Source organism: Pseudoalteromonas sp. SWYJZ19 (assembly GCF_015864375.1).
Lineage (GTDB): Bacteria > Pseudomonadota > Gammaproteobacteria > Enterobacterales > Alteromonadaceae > Pseudoalteromonas > Pseudoalteromonas arctica.
In genome coordinates this window covers 200487-216994 of sequence record NZ_JADYXI010000005.1, presented here as the reverse complement: position 1 = coordinate 216994, position 16508 = coordinate 200487, and the positions used below count along the sequence as shown (strand labels likewise).

The window sequence follows — 16508 nt, the reverse complement described above, 5'->3', positions numbered from 1 at the left end:
ATAAAAACACGTGATTTTGTAGTTAAATGTTGCAAAAAAGTTTCTAATTATGTCTATATTTATGCAGTAAAATTGTCACACAATGGTATAATCTTAATCGTTCGTTCAGCCTTATAACATCGTTTTTGTACTCTCGGTAATAAGGTCCGCGCGCATGACGCAAGTCGCGAAAAATTGAACGAGCCCGCAATGAATACATTGCGCAACACAAAAAACCGTTGAACAAGAGTGCACAAAAAAGGTTAAACCCAACATGAAAGCAATGAAAAGATCTACGTTAGCTACCTTAATCAATGCAACGTTGTTCTCTGCAGTAGCAGGTACTTCATTTTCTTCTTTAGCTGCTGAAGAAAAAACAGCTAAAAAAAGTAATCAACTAGAAGTTATTCAAGTAACAGCTCGTAAACGTGTAGAAAACGCTCAAGAAGTACCAGTAGCAGTATCTGCTCTACAAGGTGATAACCTTGATGCGTATAGCTCAGCTGGTATGGATATTCGTTTTTTAAATGCGAAAATTCCAAGTTTATCTATTGAATCTTCATTTGGTCGTTCATTCCCACGCTTTTACGTTCGTGGTTTAGGTAATACCGATTTCGATTTGAATGCATCACAACCAGTATCACTTGTTGTTGATGAAGTCGTTCAAGAAAATGCAATTTTAAAAGGCTTCCCAGTATTTGATGTTGAACGCGTAGAAGTATTACGTGGACCACAGGGAACTTTATTTGGACGTAACACGCCAGCTGGCCTTGTTAAGTTTGATACTGTTAAACCAAGCCAAGAATTTGATGGTTATGGCTCTGTTTCATACGGTAGCCGTGGCGCTGTAGACACAAGTGGTGCTGTAGGTGGTGCTTTAACTGACCGTTTATCTGCTCGTGTTTCATTATTATGGCAAGATAAAGACGATTACATTGATAACCAAGCGCCAGGCTTTGAAGCTAAAGACGAGCAAGGTGGTTACACTGAAAAAGCGGCACGTGTTCAGTTTTTATATGAAGGCGACGATTTTACTGCTTTATTAAACTATCACACACGTGATTTAGATGGCTCGCCAATTGCCTTTCGTGCAAATGTAATTAAAACGGGTACTAATGAGCTAGTAGATAATTACGAAAGTGATGTTGTTTATCAAGATGCGGCATCTCGCTCTACTCAACAAGTAGAATCTGAAGGTGCAAGCTTAAAGCTTGAGTGGGAACTTAAAAATCACACAATCACTTCAATTTCTGCATGGGAAAGTGCTGAAATTTATTCTCGCGCTGACATCGACGGCGGTTACGGTGCTTCTTATATTCCAGATTTCATGGGGCCTGGTTTTATCCCTTTCTCTTCAGAAAGTGCTGATGGTATTCCAGATCACGACCAGTTGACGCAAGAGCTACGCTTATCTAGTAACTTTGATGGCGATTTAAATTATCAAGTAGGTGTTTTTTACTTCGATGAAGAACTAACTATTGAAAACTACAGCTACGATACATTCTCAACACCCGATGCTGGTGCTTTAAATGGCTATGTTCGTCAACAGCAAGATACTACAGCTTGGGCTGTATTTGGTTCTGTAGATTATACTTTTTCAGATGATTTAAAAGTAACAGCGGGACTTCGCTACTCTGACGATGATAAAGATTTTGTCGCTGACCGAGCACTTAGCCCAATTGGCGGTGGTGCTTTACTAGTAGAACGTGATGTTAGTGACGACCATGTTAGCTGGGACTTATCTGCAAATTATAAAGTAAACGATGATGTTAACTGGTACGGCCGTGTAGCAAACAGCTTCCGCGCACCTAGTTTACAAGGTCGTATTTTGTTTGGTGATGATGTAACAACAGCTGAGTCAGAAACGGTAACATCGTACGAAACAGGCATTAAATCAGACGTGTTAGATGGCCAAGGTCGTGTTAACGCGACTGTGTTTTATTACACAATGGACGACCAGCAACTTACCGCTGTAGGCGGTGGTGCTAACTTTAACCGTTTAGTTAATGCTGATAAAACGACTGGCTATGGTTTTGAGTTAGATACGCAGTGGGTATTAAGCGATGAGTTTAATGCAACGTTTAACTTGAGCTACAATAAAACAGAAATTAAAGATAACGATTTAGCTGTCGCTGTTTGTGCTCAATGTACTGTAACTGACCCAATTAATGGTTCTGGTCTTGCTGTACTTGATGGTAATAGCTTACCGCATGCTCCTGAGTGGATCTCTAACTTTACGCTTCGCTACACTAAAGAACTTGCCGATGGTAACTTCTTCGCAAGCGGTGATATTTCTTATCGCAGTAAAATCAATATGTTCCTTTACGAATCAGTAGAGTTTGAAGGTAAAGAGCTTATTGAAACAGGTTTGCGTACAGGTTACACATGGTCTGAAGGCGATTACGAATACGAAGTAGCCGCTTTTGTTCGTAACTTATTTGACGAGCAACAAGTTATTGGTGCTGTAGACTTTAATAACAATACGGGTATTGTTAACGAAGAACGTTATGTAGGTGCTGAGTTTAAAGTTAGATTTTTCTAACTAATAGCTAAAAGTATTTATTTTAAAAGCCTGCATTGCGCAGGCTTTTTTATTTGTATAACCCCTTTTAGAGCTGCTAAAGTAGCGCCTAATTGGTTTATTTAAAGAGAAGAGCAATGGCTGGATTTTGGAATTACCGTGTAATTTTTTGTGAAGCAACGAAAGATGAAGCAGCGCAATATCAAATACACGAAGTAGAATATAACCTGAACGGTAAAGTGACTAACTGGTCAGAAACAGGCGCAGCCCCTTTTGGTACAACACTTGATGAGTTGAAAGATGACTCAGATCGTTTAAAAACAGCATTTGAAAAGCCTGTACTTAAAGTTATGCGTAAAACGCGTGGCTACGAGCTTGTTGATGTTGATACGGGTGAAGAAGCAACGGGTGAGCCACCAGCTGGCTTAACGCAATAACAACAATTTAATAAAAGGTGCTTAAGGCGCCTTTTTTATTGTCAAAATTTGGCTTAGGTTAAATAAGGAATGAGGATGACATTAGAAGCAGTATTATTTGATATGGATGGCACATTAGTTGATTCAGAAAGCATGCACTTTGTATGTTGGAGTAAACTACTTAAGCCTTATGGTGTTAGTTATTTAGAAAGTGATTTTTGTCAGCGCTTTTCAGGACGACCCACTTTAGAAGCTGCAATCGAAATTAAGCAAGAGCATAACTTATCAGTAAGCGCACAGTTTTTAGCGGATGAAAAATACCGTTTATTTGGCGAATATGTAATAACACATTTACCACCACTGATGCCGTTTACTGAGCAAACGTTGAAAGCTGTAAAAGCGAGTGACTTAAAAATAGCGCTAGTAACGGGCAGTGCTAAAAGTGAAGCTATGCCAATACTTAAAGGTTTAGGATTTTATGAGCTGTTTGACACGGTGGTAACAAAAGACGATGTAACTAATCCTAAACCTGCTGGAGACCCATATTTACTGGCACTTAAGCAGATAAATATACAGGCAGGCAATGCAATTGCTGTCGAGGATACATTTACCGGTGTTACGGCGGCCAACAACGCTTTGTTACGTGTTGTAGCCATTGCCAATAGCCATACTAAAGATCACGACTTTAGCCAAGCTACCTATAAAATGAGTAACTTAGATGAGTTTTGGCAATGGGTGCAATCTCAACTATAGTTTAAGCCAACTTTTACTTGCTTGGATGCGCCAATGTTTACTATTAAATACCTGTTTTTAATTGTTGTTGTACTTTTTACGCAATGTATAAGTGCAGCACAACCCTCTGTTTTACTGGCTAAAGTATATAACGAAACTAAACATTACGATGTAAGTAAGTATTTAGTCAGTGAAAAATATGATGGCGTAAGAGCTATATGGACCGGCACGCAGTTTGTTACTCGCAAGGGCAATATTATTAATGCGCCGAGTTGGTTTACAGCGCCATTGCCAAATGTATGGCTTGATGGTGAGCTATGGACCAAGCGTGAGCACTTTTCTAAGCTTAGTGGCATAGTAAGAACTAAAAAACCTAATAATCATGATTGGCAAACTATTACTTATAAAGTATTTGATATGCCAGATGAAAATCTGCCTTTTAGCACTCGTTATAAAAACTATAATGAGCTTATTACTAGCCTAAACTCGCCGCACATTAGCGTTGTAGTTCAATATAGCTTTACTAATAATGAGCAGCTCACAGAGTATTTTGAAAACATAACTAAGCAGGGCGGCGAGGGCGTAATGCTTCATTTGGCCAGTGCTAAGCACAGCAATGGTCGAAGCAATGCATTACTAAAATTAAAACCTTACTTAGATGCAGAAGCGGTTGTGATTGCGCATTTACCAGGTAAAGGAAAATACCAAGGTATGTTAGGGGCATTAAGGGTAAAAACAGCACAAGGGCAGGTGTTTTCTATTGGTACTGGGTTTAGTGATGCAGAGCGCTCCACGGCGCCTGAGATAGGTAGCACTGTAACGTACCGATTTCATGGATTAACAAAAAACGGTTTACCGCGTTTTGCTAGTTTTTTACGAGTAAGAGATAGTTTATAACATTTATAATTTTTACAAAGTGTGCTAAATTGCGCGGCCTTTTTGGTAATGTATGGTGAAGTATGTTTGTAGGTTTTGATTACGGTAGTTCTAATTGTGCTATGGGTGTAATGAGCGAGGGTAATGTTCAATTAGTACCGCTAGAGCAAGGAAAACATTACTTACCGTCTACACTTTACACTCATCACAGTGCCTTGGTTGTTGACTTTGTTGCTAAGCACTTACATGGCACAGCCCATGAGCATGACTTTTTAACGCAGCGCCAAGCATTATTAAATACCTTACCTCGTATTAAGTCAGACCTTGATTTACAACCTTCAGATGAAACCCTATTTATTGGTCGTGAAGCGATTAGCGAGTACGTGCAGTTTCCTGAAGAAGGCTACTTTGTTAAGTCCCCTAAATCATTTTTTGGCGCAACAGGTTTAAAGCAAGGTCAAATTAACTTTTTTGAAGATATTGCAACCGCGATGATCTTAAAAATTAAACAACGCGCTGAGCTCTCTCTAGGAAAAACACTTACACAAACAGTGATTGGTCGCCCAGTAAACTTTCAAGCTGTGGGTGGTGAGCAATCAAATCAACAAGCGGTCGGTATTTTAGAACGCGCTGCTAAACGCGCTGGTTTTAAAGACGTAGAGTTTTTATATGAGCCACTTGCTGCGGGTATCGATTACGAGAGTGATTTAACTCAGGATCAAAAAGTACTCGTTATTGATATTGGTGGTGGTACGAGTGACTGCTCGTTTGTACAAATGGGCCCGAGTTTTAGAGGAAATAGCCAGCGCGATGGCGATTTTTTATCTCACAGTGGTAAACGTGTTGGCGGAAACGATTTAGATATTGCTTTGAGCTTTCATGGTTTAATGCCGTTATTGGGTTTAGGCAGTACGTTTAAATCAGGTCTACCTTTGCCTAATCAAGCGTTTTGGCAAGCGTGTAAAATTAACGATGTAAACTTACAAAGCCAGTTTTATAGTGAAAGCCATACCCGAGAGCTAAATGCACAATTACGTGATGTAAGTGCACCTGATCTTTATAAGCGTTTAATACATTTACAGCAAAACAAGCAAGGTCATCAGTTAGTACAACAAGGTGAAGCGGCTAAAATAGCACTTTCATCAGCTAGTGCGTTTGATTGTGATTTAAGCTTTTTAGATAGTGGGCTGAATAAAAATGTATCGGTAAGCGATTTAGCTGTTGCCGTTGAGAGTAGTATTAGCCAAATAGTTACTTTAGCAAAACAAGCAATCAGCGACGCTGCGACCACGCCAGACATTATTTACTTAACAGGCGGTAGTGCACAGTCACCATTGATTAAAGCGGCTTTAAGTGAGCACTTAGGTAATATAAAAATGGTTAACGGGGACCACTTTGGTAGTGTAACTGCTGGCCTGACTAAATGGGCCAGCATGCTTTATAAATAACCTAGATTACAATTGAGGTTTAAAGATCTATTTGTCGGGTTGCGAGGTATTTTTCGTAATCTGGCAATGTACGTTCAAGCTCTACATCCATAAGCGGTGAGCTTAATAACATATCTGCACTTACCTCATTACACGCCACCGGAATATTCCAAACAGCGGCTAAACGCAGCAGTGCTTTAACATCAGGGTCATGAGGCTGTGATGCTAATGGGTCCCAAAAAAATATCAAAACATGTATCTCATGTTCAGCTATTTTAGCGCCAAGTTGTTGATCGCCGCCCATAGGACCACTTAAAAGCTGAACTACATCAAGTCCCGTGGTTTTTTGAATTAAATGCCCGGTAGTACCTGTGCCATATAAAGTGTGCTTACTTAGTATTTCTTTGTGCTTTTCACACCATAATTTTAATGCTGCTTTTTTACCGTCGTGGGCAACTAAAGCAATATTTTTTTGTGCGGGAAGAGATTGTGTTTTTTGTTCCATGCTGATTCTTTTTTATTAGTTAGCTTAAACTCTGGGTAATAAATCTCTTAACCAAAGTGCAGGTTAGTTAAAATAATAGATTGATAGCAAGGGCTATAAATACAATGCCGGTGATCCTATCAATCCAAAGTTGGCTATTTGGGTTACGTCTAAAAAACTGTGCAATTTTGTCGCCAAAATAAATATACGTGCAGTCAATCGGAAAAGCAAAAATAGGGTAAAGCAAGCCAAAAAAAGCGAGTTGAAAAGTAGCAGATGAAAGCGTTGGATCTACAAATTGCGGAATAAATGCAATAAAAAACAGCGCCACTTTAGGGTTTAGCACTTCAGTCATCATGGCTTGAAACATGACATTACTTTTTTTACTGGTACTTATATGCGGTTTATCGGTTTGCTTGCCCTCAGATATAGGCTCTGGCTGCTTTAGCGTGCCTTTAATCATCATAAACCCCAAGTAACATAAATATGCTGCGCCTGCATATTGCACTACGGCATAGGCACTTGGGGAAGCTTTTAGGACTGCGCTTAGGCCTACAACAGCAAAAAAAGTATGAACAACGCCACCTAATGCAAAACCAAAAGCACTTTGCATACCAGCGCGGCGACCATTAGCAAAGGTTTGTGCCATCAAAAATGCATTTGATGGCCCAGGTGCTACTGCCATTAAAAAACTAGCCAATAAAAAAGAAGCTAAAAAGTCAGGGTTGATCATTGAGTGCTGTTAGTTGGATGCAAAGTATGGGCTTTTTTGCTCATTAAAATAAACCAAAGCGGAGCTAGTAATAATAAGTGAAAAGCAATTAGCCATGGTGTGCTTAGCCCTAAATACTGGGTCAATACTACCAATATGCTAGCGCCACTCATTTGCATTGCACCGAGTAGCGCAGAGGCTGTGCCTGCTTGTTTAGGAAAGCTAGATAGAGCCATACCTGCAGCCGACCCTAAACTTAAAGCAAAGCCTAATGCTGCAATTAAAATAGGTAACATAAGCGCAAATGCAGTTTCTATACCGCTAAGCGCGAGCATTAATAACCCTGAGAAAACCAGTATACTTACGCCTACACGCAAAGCGCGCTGGCTATTTCGTTTAATGTACGTTGGTAATATAAAACTTGCGACAATACTTATTACGGCATTTAACGTAAACCAAAAAGTAAAGTCGGCTACAGTGCCGCCTAAATGCGTAATAAGCCAGCCTGGAGCTAGCGTCACATAAACTAATATTGCCGACATTGAGACCATGCAAATTAGGCTATTAAACAAAAATACCGGTGTTTTAATAATCGGTGTAAAGCGACGTAAATCTAAAATATGACCCTGGTAATGGCTATCAGCAGGACGAGTTTCTCTAAAAAAGAATAGGGTAACAATAAGACCCAAAATGGCAAACGCGGTTAAAAATAAAAAGTTCATACGCCAGCCAAATTGAACGGTAAGCCATGCCCCTAAAATAGGCGCCATTGCCGGAATAAAGCACACAATCCCGTTAAGGTAAGTGATCATTTGTCCGCTTCGTTCGCTCCCATATTTGTCACGCACTATCGCAAATGCAACAACAAATGTGGCACAAGCGCCAAAACCTTGAAGCGCACGTGCAATCATCAATATTTCAAAAGAAGGTGAGTAATAGGCAAGTAATGCTGAGCCTGCATATAAACTTATACCCACTATAGCCACTGGTTTTCGGCCAAATTTATCAGCCAAAGGCCCCGCAATTAACTGGCCTAAACCCACTGTTAGCATAAAAATAGCAACGGTTTGCTGTACTTGTTGTTCTGTTACTGCAAATTGTTCTGCAATAGTTGGAAAAGCGGGTAAGTAAATATCGATTGCCATAGGGCAAAATATAACGAGTAACGCTAAGATAAGTAATAAAGTCATATTTGGTTTAGCGGGCTGTGTTTGCATTGAGTCTCCTTTTGCCGAGTATTTTAGGTGGGCACTCGTAAAAAAGAAAGGGCTTATGGCCCCTGCATAGGTTGTCGTTCTCATTATTTGATTAGATTAAGCTAAAAAGGCAGTATAAATGCGCTTTTTAAAACTGGTCTGATGTGTTAATTTGAAAAAATTAACTGTTGATGGAAAAAATAATAATGAGTAATAAATCTGCACTTGTAAAAACATGGCATAAATTTAAGCGCCTACCTTTTGGGAATTGGCTTTTTACTAAAGCTGTTTGTTTTAAAGCGCCATACTTTGGCTCGATGAAGCCTTACGTACTTGACCTTCGAGAAGGGCATTGTAGCGCAGTGGTTAAAAATCGTCGTAGCGTTCATAACCATATTGGAACTATTCATGCTATTGCGCAGTGTAACTTAGCGGAGTTGTGTGCGGGCGTAATGGTTGATGCAACAGTGCCAGTTAAAACCCATCGTTGGATCCCAAAAGGGATGACTGTTTGCTACTTAGCAAAAGTAGATACTGATGTGACTGCAATTGCGGAAATTGATTTACCACATAAGTGGATTGATAAAGAAGATTTAGTAATACCGGTTAAGCTTTATAATACCCGCAATGAACTTGTTTTCACTGCAGATATTACCATGTACATTACTGAAAAAAGGTAGCTTACGTTAAGCTGATTCTACTTAGTTTTTATCAGCGGCTTGTTTATTTACAAACGATAAGTCGCTGCCATCTTCCTTCAACAATGCTTTAACTTCTTTTGCGGGTTTAAGCTCTTTCGAAATTAGTTCAGGCTCTTCTTTTTCAAAGCGTTGCTTTAAACTGCCTTCAATTACTGCACCTGCATCAATACTCAATGTATCGTGAAACACATCGCCATGAACATGAGCGCCACTTTGTACTTTTACTTCACTGGCATTAATTGAGCCAATAACTTTGCCTTTAACAATGACGCTTTTAGCTTCAACAATACCTTCAACAACACCCGTTGATCCAATAACTAAATGTTGTACTTTTATGTCGCCATCAATTTGGCCATCAAGCTGCACTTCGCCTTGGCTAACTAAAGTGCCGGTAAGGCGTACGTCTTGTGAAATAATAGACGGTGTGTGATTTACTCTTTTTAGATTAGAGCTCACTGTTTTTTGTTTTTTTCTACCAAACACGAGAAAGCGCCTTTGTTATTTTTAGAGGGTTGACTTGTTTACCGTTAAGTAATACTTCGTAGTGTAAATGAGTGCCTGTGCTTCTGCCTGTGCTGCCCATTAAACCAATTATGTCGTGTTTAGTGATCAGCTGACCTTTTTTCACTTTAATTTTATTTAAGTGTCCAAACCGTGTCACTAAGCCATTTTTATGTTCAAGCTCGATAAAGTTACCATAACCACCATTACGACCTGCACGAAGCACTACAGCGTCTGCTGGGGCAAATATTTCGGTTTTATGCCAACCAGCTAAATCAATTCCTTTATGAAAGGCATGATTGCTATTCATTGGATCTTTTCGGAGGCCGAAGTTGCTCGAAATATAATATTTAGCTTTAGCTAAAGGTAGGGTATTTGGTAGCTCAGTTAAAAAGTTTTCTAAATTATTTAATATTAATAACTTATCAACGATGGCTAAAAAGTGACTTGGTATTTTTGTTTCGTTAAAAGTATCAAGTGGTCCACCTTGTGCGGTTGTTTGGGCGCTTAATATTAAATGTTGCTCAAGCGCTGATTCAATTCCTGCGCCTTTGACCATAGCTAAAATGGCTTGGTGACGTTCACTAATTTGGTTATCTAAATAGGTAAAGCTTTGCTCATAATGATTATTTAAGTTGGCCACTCTTGTTGCGAATGTAATTGGAGCGATTAACTGCGCTTGTTTACCTTTTTGATTTTCATCGACTAATGGCTCATGAAACTCATTGCCATTTTCATTGATTGGTACGTCAAGTTCTGTATCAAGCTTAATGACATCTTTGCTAATTGAAGCGGGAAGGGATTCTATCATGCTTTGCAGTAGTGCCTGCTTTTGCTCAAGTATCGCAAGTTGTTCTAGCTGCGTTGCTTGAAGAGCTTGCTGTTCACTGACTTTTTGTTGCCAAAGTGTTTGCTCGTTTATTTGACTTTGTTCTATGTCAGAAATTTTATTTGTTTGTGTGTAAACACGAAAGCTAGAAATACTCAGCCAAGTGAAAGTGACTAAAATAAGCAATGCTACAAGAAGTTGAAACCAAGGTGCTAAAACAACGTGCTTAACTTCGCCATTTTGACGAATAAGTAGCTGTCGGGCTGGGAAAAATTTATGATAAAAAGACTTTATAAATACTGACATGGCATATAAACACTGGCTATTAACCGAATTAAGATAGCAATTTGAGTTAAAAAAGCTAGAAAAAAATTGTAACTGTTCAAAAATTAATAAAAAAGGGCTGCTTTTCACAAGCGGCCCTTTTGTATTTAATTTATGGAAATGTATTACTTTGTAGGTAGTACAGTGCTCTCTACTGAGCCAAAACCTATACGTACATAACCTTCTTTTTCACACCAGCCACGCATAATAACGTTATCGCCATCTTCTAAAAAGCTACGTTGTTCGCCATTGCTTAACGTAATTTTTTCTTTACCGCCACGAGATAGTTCAAGTAAAGAACCCGCTTCTTCGTGCGTTGGACCAGACTGAGTGCCCGAACCTAACATGTCACCTGGCATAAAGTTACAGCCATTTACTGTGTGGTGAGTAACCATTTGTGCCACAGTCCAGTAAGAGTGCTTAAAGCTAGATGTTGATACACGCGTTGGGTTATGGCCTTCGCTACGCATTTTTTGCGTTTGAATTTTAACATCCATTTGAATATCAAAAGCACCTTGGTCGCGATTCGCTTTTGATTCTAAATAGTCCATAGGCTGCGGATCGTTTTCATCACGCGTCCAGCTTGTTCTATAAGGCGCTAGCGCTTCGGTTGTAACAATCCAAGGCGATACAGTTGAAGCAAAGTTTTTAGCTAAAAATGGACCAAGCGGTTGGTATTCCCACGCTTGCAAGTCACGTGCTGACCAATCGTTAAATACACAAAAGCCAAATACGTGGTTTTCAGCATTTTCAATCGCGATTGCATCGCCCAGTGCATTGCCTTTACCTAAGTAAATACCCAGCTCTAGTTCGTAATCAAGGCGCTTACAAGGACCGAATGATGGCACTTCTGCATCAGGCGCTTTAGTTTGGCCTTTAGGGCGATGAAATGTTTGACCTGATACGTCAATAGATGAAGAACGACCATGATAACCAATAGGTACCCATTTATAGTTAGGTAGTAATGGGTTATCAGGGCGAAACAAACTACCCACAGCAGTAGCATGATAAATAGAAGTGTAAAAGTCGGTGTAATCACCGATGCGACAAGGTAGTGAAAACTCTATATCAGATTGTGCAACAAGTGTATTGCTAAGTGCTTGTTGGTGCTCAGAGCCTGCTCGTAGTGCTTTTGAAAGCGCTAAACGAAGTGCTGACCAATACTGCTCCCCTAAACCCATAAATGTATTTAGGGTTGCTTCACTTGCTGCATCAGCGGCTGTTTTTGCGTCACCTTTTAAAACGTCTAATTTGCTCAGTTTTGCTAAATCAATTACTTGGTCGCCAATTGCAACACCACCACGAAAGGCCTCATCAGACCCTTTACGACGAAACTCTGCAAACGGTAAGTTTTGAATAGGGAAGTCACAATTATCAACATTAGCTGACTCTACCCAGCTGGTTAAATTAATATCATGGGTTTCGTTAATTAGGCTCATTACATTTCCTTTGGATTTTACTGTATGGCGACAAGGTATAGTTTATTTAATCATACTTGTACTCAGCGCAATACTTTTTAAATATTAAAACGACAAAAAGCAGCGAAGTTCGCTGCTTTTAATTTACTCAAATATTTTATAAAACGCCGCGACGCTCTTGGTCGCGTTCGATTGATTCAAATAATGCTTGGAAGTTACCTTCACCAAAGCCACCATCATCAACACGTTGGATCATTTCTATAAAGATTGGACCGAATAAGTTTTTAGAGAAAATTTGTAATAAGTAGCAATTTTCACTTTGGCTATCTACGAGTATCTGATGCTGACGAATTTTTTCTTTATCTTCTGCAACCCAAGGTACACGGTCAAAAATAGTATCGTAGTACTCTGGAATAATATCCAAAGTAGCAATTGTTGATTTATCAAGCTTATCAAGAGAGCTTACTAAATCATCTGTTAAAAATGCTAAATGTTGAACGCCTGGGCCGTTGTACTCACCAAGGTATTCGTCAATTTGGTTATTATCGTTTCCTTTACCTTCATTAATTGGAATAGAGAAGGTGCCACAAGGGGACTTAAGTGCATACGAAATAAGCGCTGTTTTTTGACCTTTAATGTCAAAGTAGCGTACTTCTGTAAAACCAAATACGTCTTTATAAAAGTTAGCCCATTTTTCCATGGTGCCTTTATAAACGTTATTAGTTAAATGATCGATTCGGATAAAGCCTTTATCTTCTACAACATTTTGCGTTTCTAAATCTTCAAAATCACTTTCGTAAATAGTGCCTTTGTCGCCAAAATTTTCAATAAAGTAAATTAGGCTGTCGCCAATGCCATAAATTGCCGGGTAAGGCATGTTTTTATGTGTTGAATCAGTGGCTGGTTTTGCACCACGCTCTACTGCAGTTTCAAATGCTTTTTGCGCATTCTCAACACGCCAACCCATTGAACAAATAGCAGGACCATGGCTTTTAGCAAATTCGGCAGAAAAACCTTCACGCTCGTTATTCAGTAAAAAATGAATATCGTTTTGGTTGTAATAAACAATGTCTTTACCTTTGAATTTTTTAAGCTTAGAGAAGCCAAAATCAGTAAATACTTTATCCATATAATCAGCATCAGGTGTTGCGTATTCGGTAAATTCAATACCGACTAAACCTAAATAGTTATTTACTTCACTCATTATTATTACTCCCGCAATTAAGCACTGCGATTATGTGTTGTTGTCATATTGCAGTAGATAATCAACCAGATTTTTGATTTGGGGAAGAGGGGAGCACTATTTAGTAAATGTGGTACGTGTAAATTTAATAGGACGGTTATTATAAAGTTACGTGTTTGTAATACAGTTAAGTGAAATGAAAAAATATACCATAGGATTGAATGGTGAGTTTTTATTTTTAGCTTGTTGTTTTTAAATGATAAAAAGGGGATTTAACCTGCGTTAAACCTCCTTTTGTAATGAACAAGTTAAAGCCTATTTGTATTTAATTGTTTACACTTTGAGAGCCGTTGCCAAAAAACTTGTTTCGCTGCTCTATCCATAAGTTAGTTTTTATTGCTGGAGCTGCTTGATAATGGCGTCCAATGGTTTGATTTAACACACGCATCGGTTGCTCAAAGGTCAATTTTTTTTGCGCAGCGCCCATACTTTTAATTTCGCCACGGGTCATAGCACGACCAGCATAAAGTAATGCATTTAAATAACCAGGGACTGTTTCGTAGTTATTGTCAGTAAATAAGAGCGCTGCTTTGTTGAGAGCCCAGCGTCGGTCTATTTCCCCAAATTCTTTTACACCCACTAGTTCACCATCAATATATACTTCATATACGCCATTTATTGGTGCTGTGTAAAACACAAACGCTACACGATGCCATGTTTCTGGTTTAGTATCGCCAAAATACCCACTTTTAAACGTCGCTTCACCATAACCGCCACTGGGATCAATAAATATATCTGCATCATCGTCTAAATAATTTACTGTTTCAGTTTGCATTATTGCACGATAAGAATCGCTATCTTCTGATGGCCAATATAAATCCATTATTAGAGTGTAATCAGATACCATACCGTCACTTGCAAAGTCACCATTTGCTGGTGTGTTTAATTCAATTTTAAAACCCTCTGTAGGTGAGTGATCAGTAAAAGCCATTACACCAGAAGGGCCATCAGTTAAATCCGCAATATTAAGAGCAGTGGTTGTCTCATAACGGGTGTCTTCTGGGCCCCAACCGTCATTTTCTGGGTCAAAGTAGTTTAAAACCGATGGACCAAAGTCTGGGGCCAGTGGGTTTGTTGGATCGTCAAAGTTCCAAATTGTTATATTAGCCACATCTTGGCAAGCATTAAGTTGTGTGTCTGTATCAAGGTGAAGACATTGAGTTGTTCTAAAGCGCGCGTATAGATCAAGTAGCCACCATGCTTCGGCAATTGGTTTTACATCGTTAAAAGTAACACTACTAAAAAATAAATCAGGGTTAAGTGCTGCGCCCTTAAATAAAGCGACATTGTAATTTGTCGTTACTTGAATATCTTCTGGTTTGAGCACAAACCAATCGGGCTGACTGGCAATCATTGTATTTAAATCAGTGCCCGTAACAGTTACTTGATACAGTGAATTAAATCCTGGAGTATTTGATGGTTGTCTTTCAACATAAAATGCTTTGTGAAAATCTTCTTGTGTAACGGTACCTGGCGTCCATCTTTTTTGCACAAGCTCAGGATTGAGCAGTGCTGCATTAATTGAGATTGAATGTTTAGTTGCAAGTGCAGTAATACCCGCAACTTCAAAGTCACTTGGATAGTTTTCTGAAATAGCAATTTCGGTATCAGCATCGGGTGCGTAACGTCCCATTATTTCATCGATAGCTAGCTTAGTTTCTTTGTCAGGCTCTATAGATGTTCGTGTATCTACATGTTGATAGTCGTAGCGACTTAGTGCTTTATTAGCAGTATTAAATACTAAATTTAAATCGGTGACACCGCGTGCATAAAAATCTGGTTGAATGATTAAAGCGTTATTATCAAGCTCTATAAAATCCTCACCACCATGAGTATGCCCGCCAAGTACTAAATCTATACCGGGTACATTGGTTGCTATCTCAACATCAGTTCCTTTGCCTAAGTGGCTTAGCATAATCATGTAGTCAACTTCATCGCTGTATTGGCTTACAATACTTTGTGCGATTTGTTGCCATTTCCAACTCATTTTAAATTGTTTTATAAAGTCAGGAATAGGGTCATCTTCAATTGGTTCGTCAAGCTCATCCCATGGTACTGACGTCATCCCAAACACACCTAATGTTATGCAACCAACCTGTACCTTAGCAAAGTCGACACCACCAAAATTCTGACTATTTCCCCCCTCAAAGCGGGTATTACTGGCAAGTACAATAGCATTATCGTCTTGTGAAAATTCAAGTAGCTTTTCAGGACCCCACGCATAGTCATGGTTCCCTAAAACACGTAAATCAAAAGCCATTAGCTTTACGGTTTCATCAGAGGCTAACCCTTGTGATATTTGCTCTGCTACAGTTCCTTTTTCGTAATCATCGCCACCATCGGTAAATAATGTATGCGGTGATTCGCTTAGCGCTTTTTTATAATAAGCTTTAATGCGACTAAAATATTGTTCTTGATACCCAAAGCGAGCATGCATGTCGGCAACATGAACAAATCGTATAGATTGCTCTGTTGCATTAGCATCACATGTAGGGCCAACATCAGAAAACGCGATAGTACGTTGCATTTCTATAGCATAGCTACCTAGTTGGTTTACTTGTGCACTAACAAAGCCTTGCGATACCGTTGAATTAGTAATATTTAACCAAGAATCTCCGCTTAAACGAGCAATAGTTAATTGGCCGCCTAATACATAGTCGTCAGGTATTTTTATAGTGACAGTCATTGGGCTAGAAAGTTGAAGTGTATCTGGGGTAAGCGTATGTATATCTGAAATGATATTTTTTGCTTGATTACTCTCATCTAGGACTAATTTTTCGTAGGTTATTTCAGTATCACTAGCCACTATTTGTCCTGGGGCGTTTATAGTAAAGTTACCTTCATCTAATGACGTTTGTAAGCCATTAACATTGGTAATAATTAACCCACTAGGCTCGGGCTCTATAGGATCATTTGGATTTACTGTGACTTCATCACCGCCACCACAGGCAGATAAAAAAATAAGGAGAAATACTATTAGAGTGGCACGTGATAACGTTAATAAATGCATATACTGCTGTCCCTGAGTCTATTCAATAATCAATCAGGGCATAATATCAGTTAACGAGAGTGGGGCAAAGTTGAATAAAAAAATTCCCCCATAGACGCTATGGAGGAATGTTTAGGCTATGTTGTTATATTTAAAATAG

At 39.1% G+C, this 16508-nt stretch carries 14 protein-coding genes; 6 read left to right on the top strand and 8 right to left on the bottom strand.

Translation table 11 applies throughout. The features are described 5' to 3' along the window. Positions 1-253: 253 nt before the first annotated feature. The 5 genes from I6F45_RS07270 (at position 254) to yegD (ending at position 5972) form a co-directional block, all read left to right on the top strand. Positions 254-2521 (top strand): TonB-dependent receptor, encoded by a 2268-nt coding sequence (locus I6F45_RS07270; protein WP_197141133.1) that lies wholly within the window; start codon positions 254-256, stop codon positions 2519-2521. A gap of 116 nt (positions 2522-2637) precedes the next feature. Next, positions 2638-2937 carry a hypothetical protein gene (locus I6F45_RS07265; RefSeq protein ID WP_007581307.1) on the top strand — a complete coding sequence of 100 codons (300 nt, stop codon included), beginning with the start codon at positions 2638-2640 and terminating at the stop codon, positions 2935-2937. A 75-nt stretch (positions 2938-3012) separates the two neighbouring features. Then, positions 3013-3669, top strand: a complete 657-nt coding sequence (locus I6F45_RS07260) for an HAD family hydrolase (RefSeq protein WP_197141124.1) — start codon at positions 3013-3015, stop codon at positions 3667-3669. A 33-nt stretch (positions 3670-3702) separates the two neighbouring features. Then, positions 3703-4545, top strand: a complete 843-nt coding sequence (locus tag I6F45_RS07255) for a DNA ligase (protein WP_165740502.1) — start codon at positions 3703-3705, stop codon at positions 4543-4545. 62 nt (positions 4546-4607) lie between these two features. Next, positions 4608-5972, top strand: a complete 1365-nt coding sequence (yegD, locus tag I6F45_RS07250) for a molecular chaperone (RefSeq protein WP_165729036.1) — start codon at positions 4608-4610, stop codon at positions 5970-5972. 19 nt (positions 5973-5991) lie between these two features. On the opposite strand, the gene I6F45_RS07245 is transcribed toward yegD, so the two are convergent. From I6F45_RS07245 to I6F45_RS07235, 3 genes are all read right to left on the bottom strand, one after another. Continuing rightward, positions 5992-6456, bottom strand: a complete 465-nt coding sequence (locus I6F45_RS07245; RefSeq protein ID WP_002958191.1) for a methylglyoxal synthase — start codon at positions 6454-6456, stop codon at positions 5992-5994. A 67-nt stretch (positions 6457-6523) separates the two neighbouring features. Then, the gene (locus tag I6F45_RS07240; protein WP_197160100.1) at positions 6524-7168 is read right to left on the bottom strand and encodes a LysE family translocator; all 645 of its coding nucleotides are present in this window, start codon (positions 7166-7168) and stop codon (positions 6524-6526) included. Further along, the gene (locus tag I6F45_RS07235) at positions 7165-8364 is read right to left on the bottom strand and encodes a multidrug effflux MFS transporter (protein ID WP_197160097.1); all 1200 of its coding nucleotides are present in this window, start codon (positions 8362-8364) and stop codon (positions 7165-7167) included. The genes I6F45_RS07240 and I6F45_RS07235 overlap by 4 nt, the downstream gene beginning before the upstream one ends. Before the next feature lie 185 nt (positions 8365-8549). On the opposite strand from I6F45_RS07235, the gene I6F45_RS07230 reads away from it, so the two are divergent. Continuing rightward, positions 8550-9023 carry a hotdog fold domain-containing protein gene (locus I6F45_RS07230; RefSeq protein WP_197160095.1) on the top strand — a complete coding sequence of 158 codons (474 nt, stop codon included), beginning with the start codon at positions 8550-8552 and terminating at the stop codon, positions 9021-9023. Between the two features lie 21 nt (positions 9024-9044). On the opposite strand, the gene I6F45_RS07225 is transcribed toward I6F45_RS07230, so the two are convergent. The 5 genes from I6F45_RS07225 to I6F45_RS07205 form a co-directional block, all read right to left on the bottom strand. Further along, on the bottom strand, positions 9045-9527 hold the full coding sequence (locus tag I6F45_RS07225) for a bactofilin family protein (protein WP_197141114.1): 483 nt from the start codon (positions 9525-9527) through the stop codon (positions 9045-9047). After that, on the bottom strand, positions 9517-10680 hold the full coding sequence (locus I6F45_RS07220) for a M23 family metallopeptidase (RefSeq protein ID WP_197141112.1): 1164 nt from the start codon (positions 10678-10680) through the stop codon (positions 9517-9519). The genes I6F45_RS07225 and I6F45_RS07220 overlap by 11 nt, the downstream gene beginning before the upstream one ends. 143 nt (positions 10681-10823) lie before the next feature. Then, a complete protein-coding gene (gene fahA / locus I6F45_RS07215; RefSeq protein WP_197160093.1) occupies positions 10824-12137 on the bottom strand; it encodes a fumarylacetoacetase in 1314 nt (437 codons plus the stop codon). A gap of 136 nt (positions 12138-12273) precedes the next feature. Further along, the gene (gene hppD, locus I6F45_RS07210) at positions 12274-13320 is read right to left on the bottom strand and encodes a 4-hydroxyphenylpyruvate dioxygenase (RefSeq protein ID WP_024589439.1); all 1047 of its coding nucleotides are present in this window, start codon (positions 13318-13320) and stop codon (positions 12274-12276) included. Positions 13321-13624: 304 nt separating this feature from the next. Continuing rightward, complete coding sequence (locus I6F45_RS07205) at positions 13625-16369, bottom strand: metallophosphoesterase (protein WP_197160091.1); 2745 nt, start codon at positions 16367-16369, stop codon at positions 13625-13627. Positions 16370-16508 lie beyond the last annotated feature (139 nt).

What these genes read in the sequence shown, in the direction of transcription:
- I6F45_RS07245 (WP_002958191.1), bottom strand. Translation starts at nt 6,456, where the DNA reads ATGGAACAAAAAACACAATCTCTTCCCGCACAAAAAAATATTGCTTTA.
- I6F45_RS07220 (WP_197141112.1), bottom strand. Translation starts at nt 10,680, where the DNA reads ATGTCAGTATTTATAAAGTCTTTTTATCATAAATTTTTCCCAGCCCGA.
- I6F45_RS07255 (WP_165740502.1), top strand. Translation starts at nt 3,703, where the DNA reads ATGTTTACTATTAAATACCTGTTTTTAATTGTTGTTGTACTTTTTACG.
- I6F45_RS07240 (WP_197160100.1), bottom strand. Translation starts at nt 7,168, where the DNA reads ATGATCAACCCTGACTTTTTAGCTTCTTTTTTATTGGCTAGTTTTTTA.
- I6F45_RS07270 (WP_197141133.1), top strand. Translation starts at nt 254, where the DNA reads ATGAAAGCAATGAAAAGATCTACGTTAGCTACCTTAATCAATGCAACG.
- hppD (WP_024589439.1), bottom strand. Translation starts at nt 13,320, where the DNA reads ATGAGTGAAGTAAATAACTATTTAGGTTTAGTCGGTATTGAATTTACC.
- fahA (WP_197160093.1), bottom strand. Translation starts at nt 12,137, where the DNA reads ATGAGCCTAATTAACGAAACCCATGATATTAATTTAACCAGCTGGGTA.
- I6F45_RS07205 (WP_197160091.1), bottom strand. Translation starts at nt 16,369, where the DNA reads ATGCATTTATTAACGTTATCACGTGCCACTCTAATAGTATTTCTCCTT.
- I6F45_RS07260 (WP_197141124.1), top strand. Translation starts at nt 3,013, where the DNA reads ATGACATTAGAAGCAGTATTATTTGATATGGATGGCACATTAGTTGAT.
- I6F45_RS07230 (WP_197160095.1), top strand. Translation starts at nt 8,550, where the DNA reads ATGAGTAATAAATCTGCACTTGTAAAAACATGGCATAAATTTAAGCGC.
- I6F45_RS07235 (WP_197160097.1), bottom strand. Translation starts at nt 8,364, where the DNA reads ATGCAAACACAGCCCGCTAAACCAAATATGACTTTATTACTTATCTTA.
- yegD (WP_165729036.1), top strand. Translation starts at nt 4,608, where the DNA reads ATGTTTGTAGGTTTTGATTACGGTAGTTCTAATTGTGCTATGGGTGTA.
- I6F45_RS07265 (WP_007581307.1), top strand. Translation starts at nt 2,638, where the DNA reads ATGGCTGGATTTTGGAATTACCGTGTAATTTTTTGTGAAGCAACGAAA.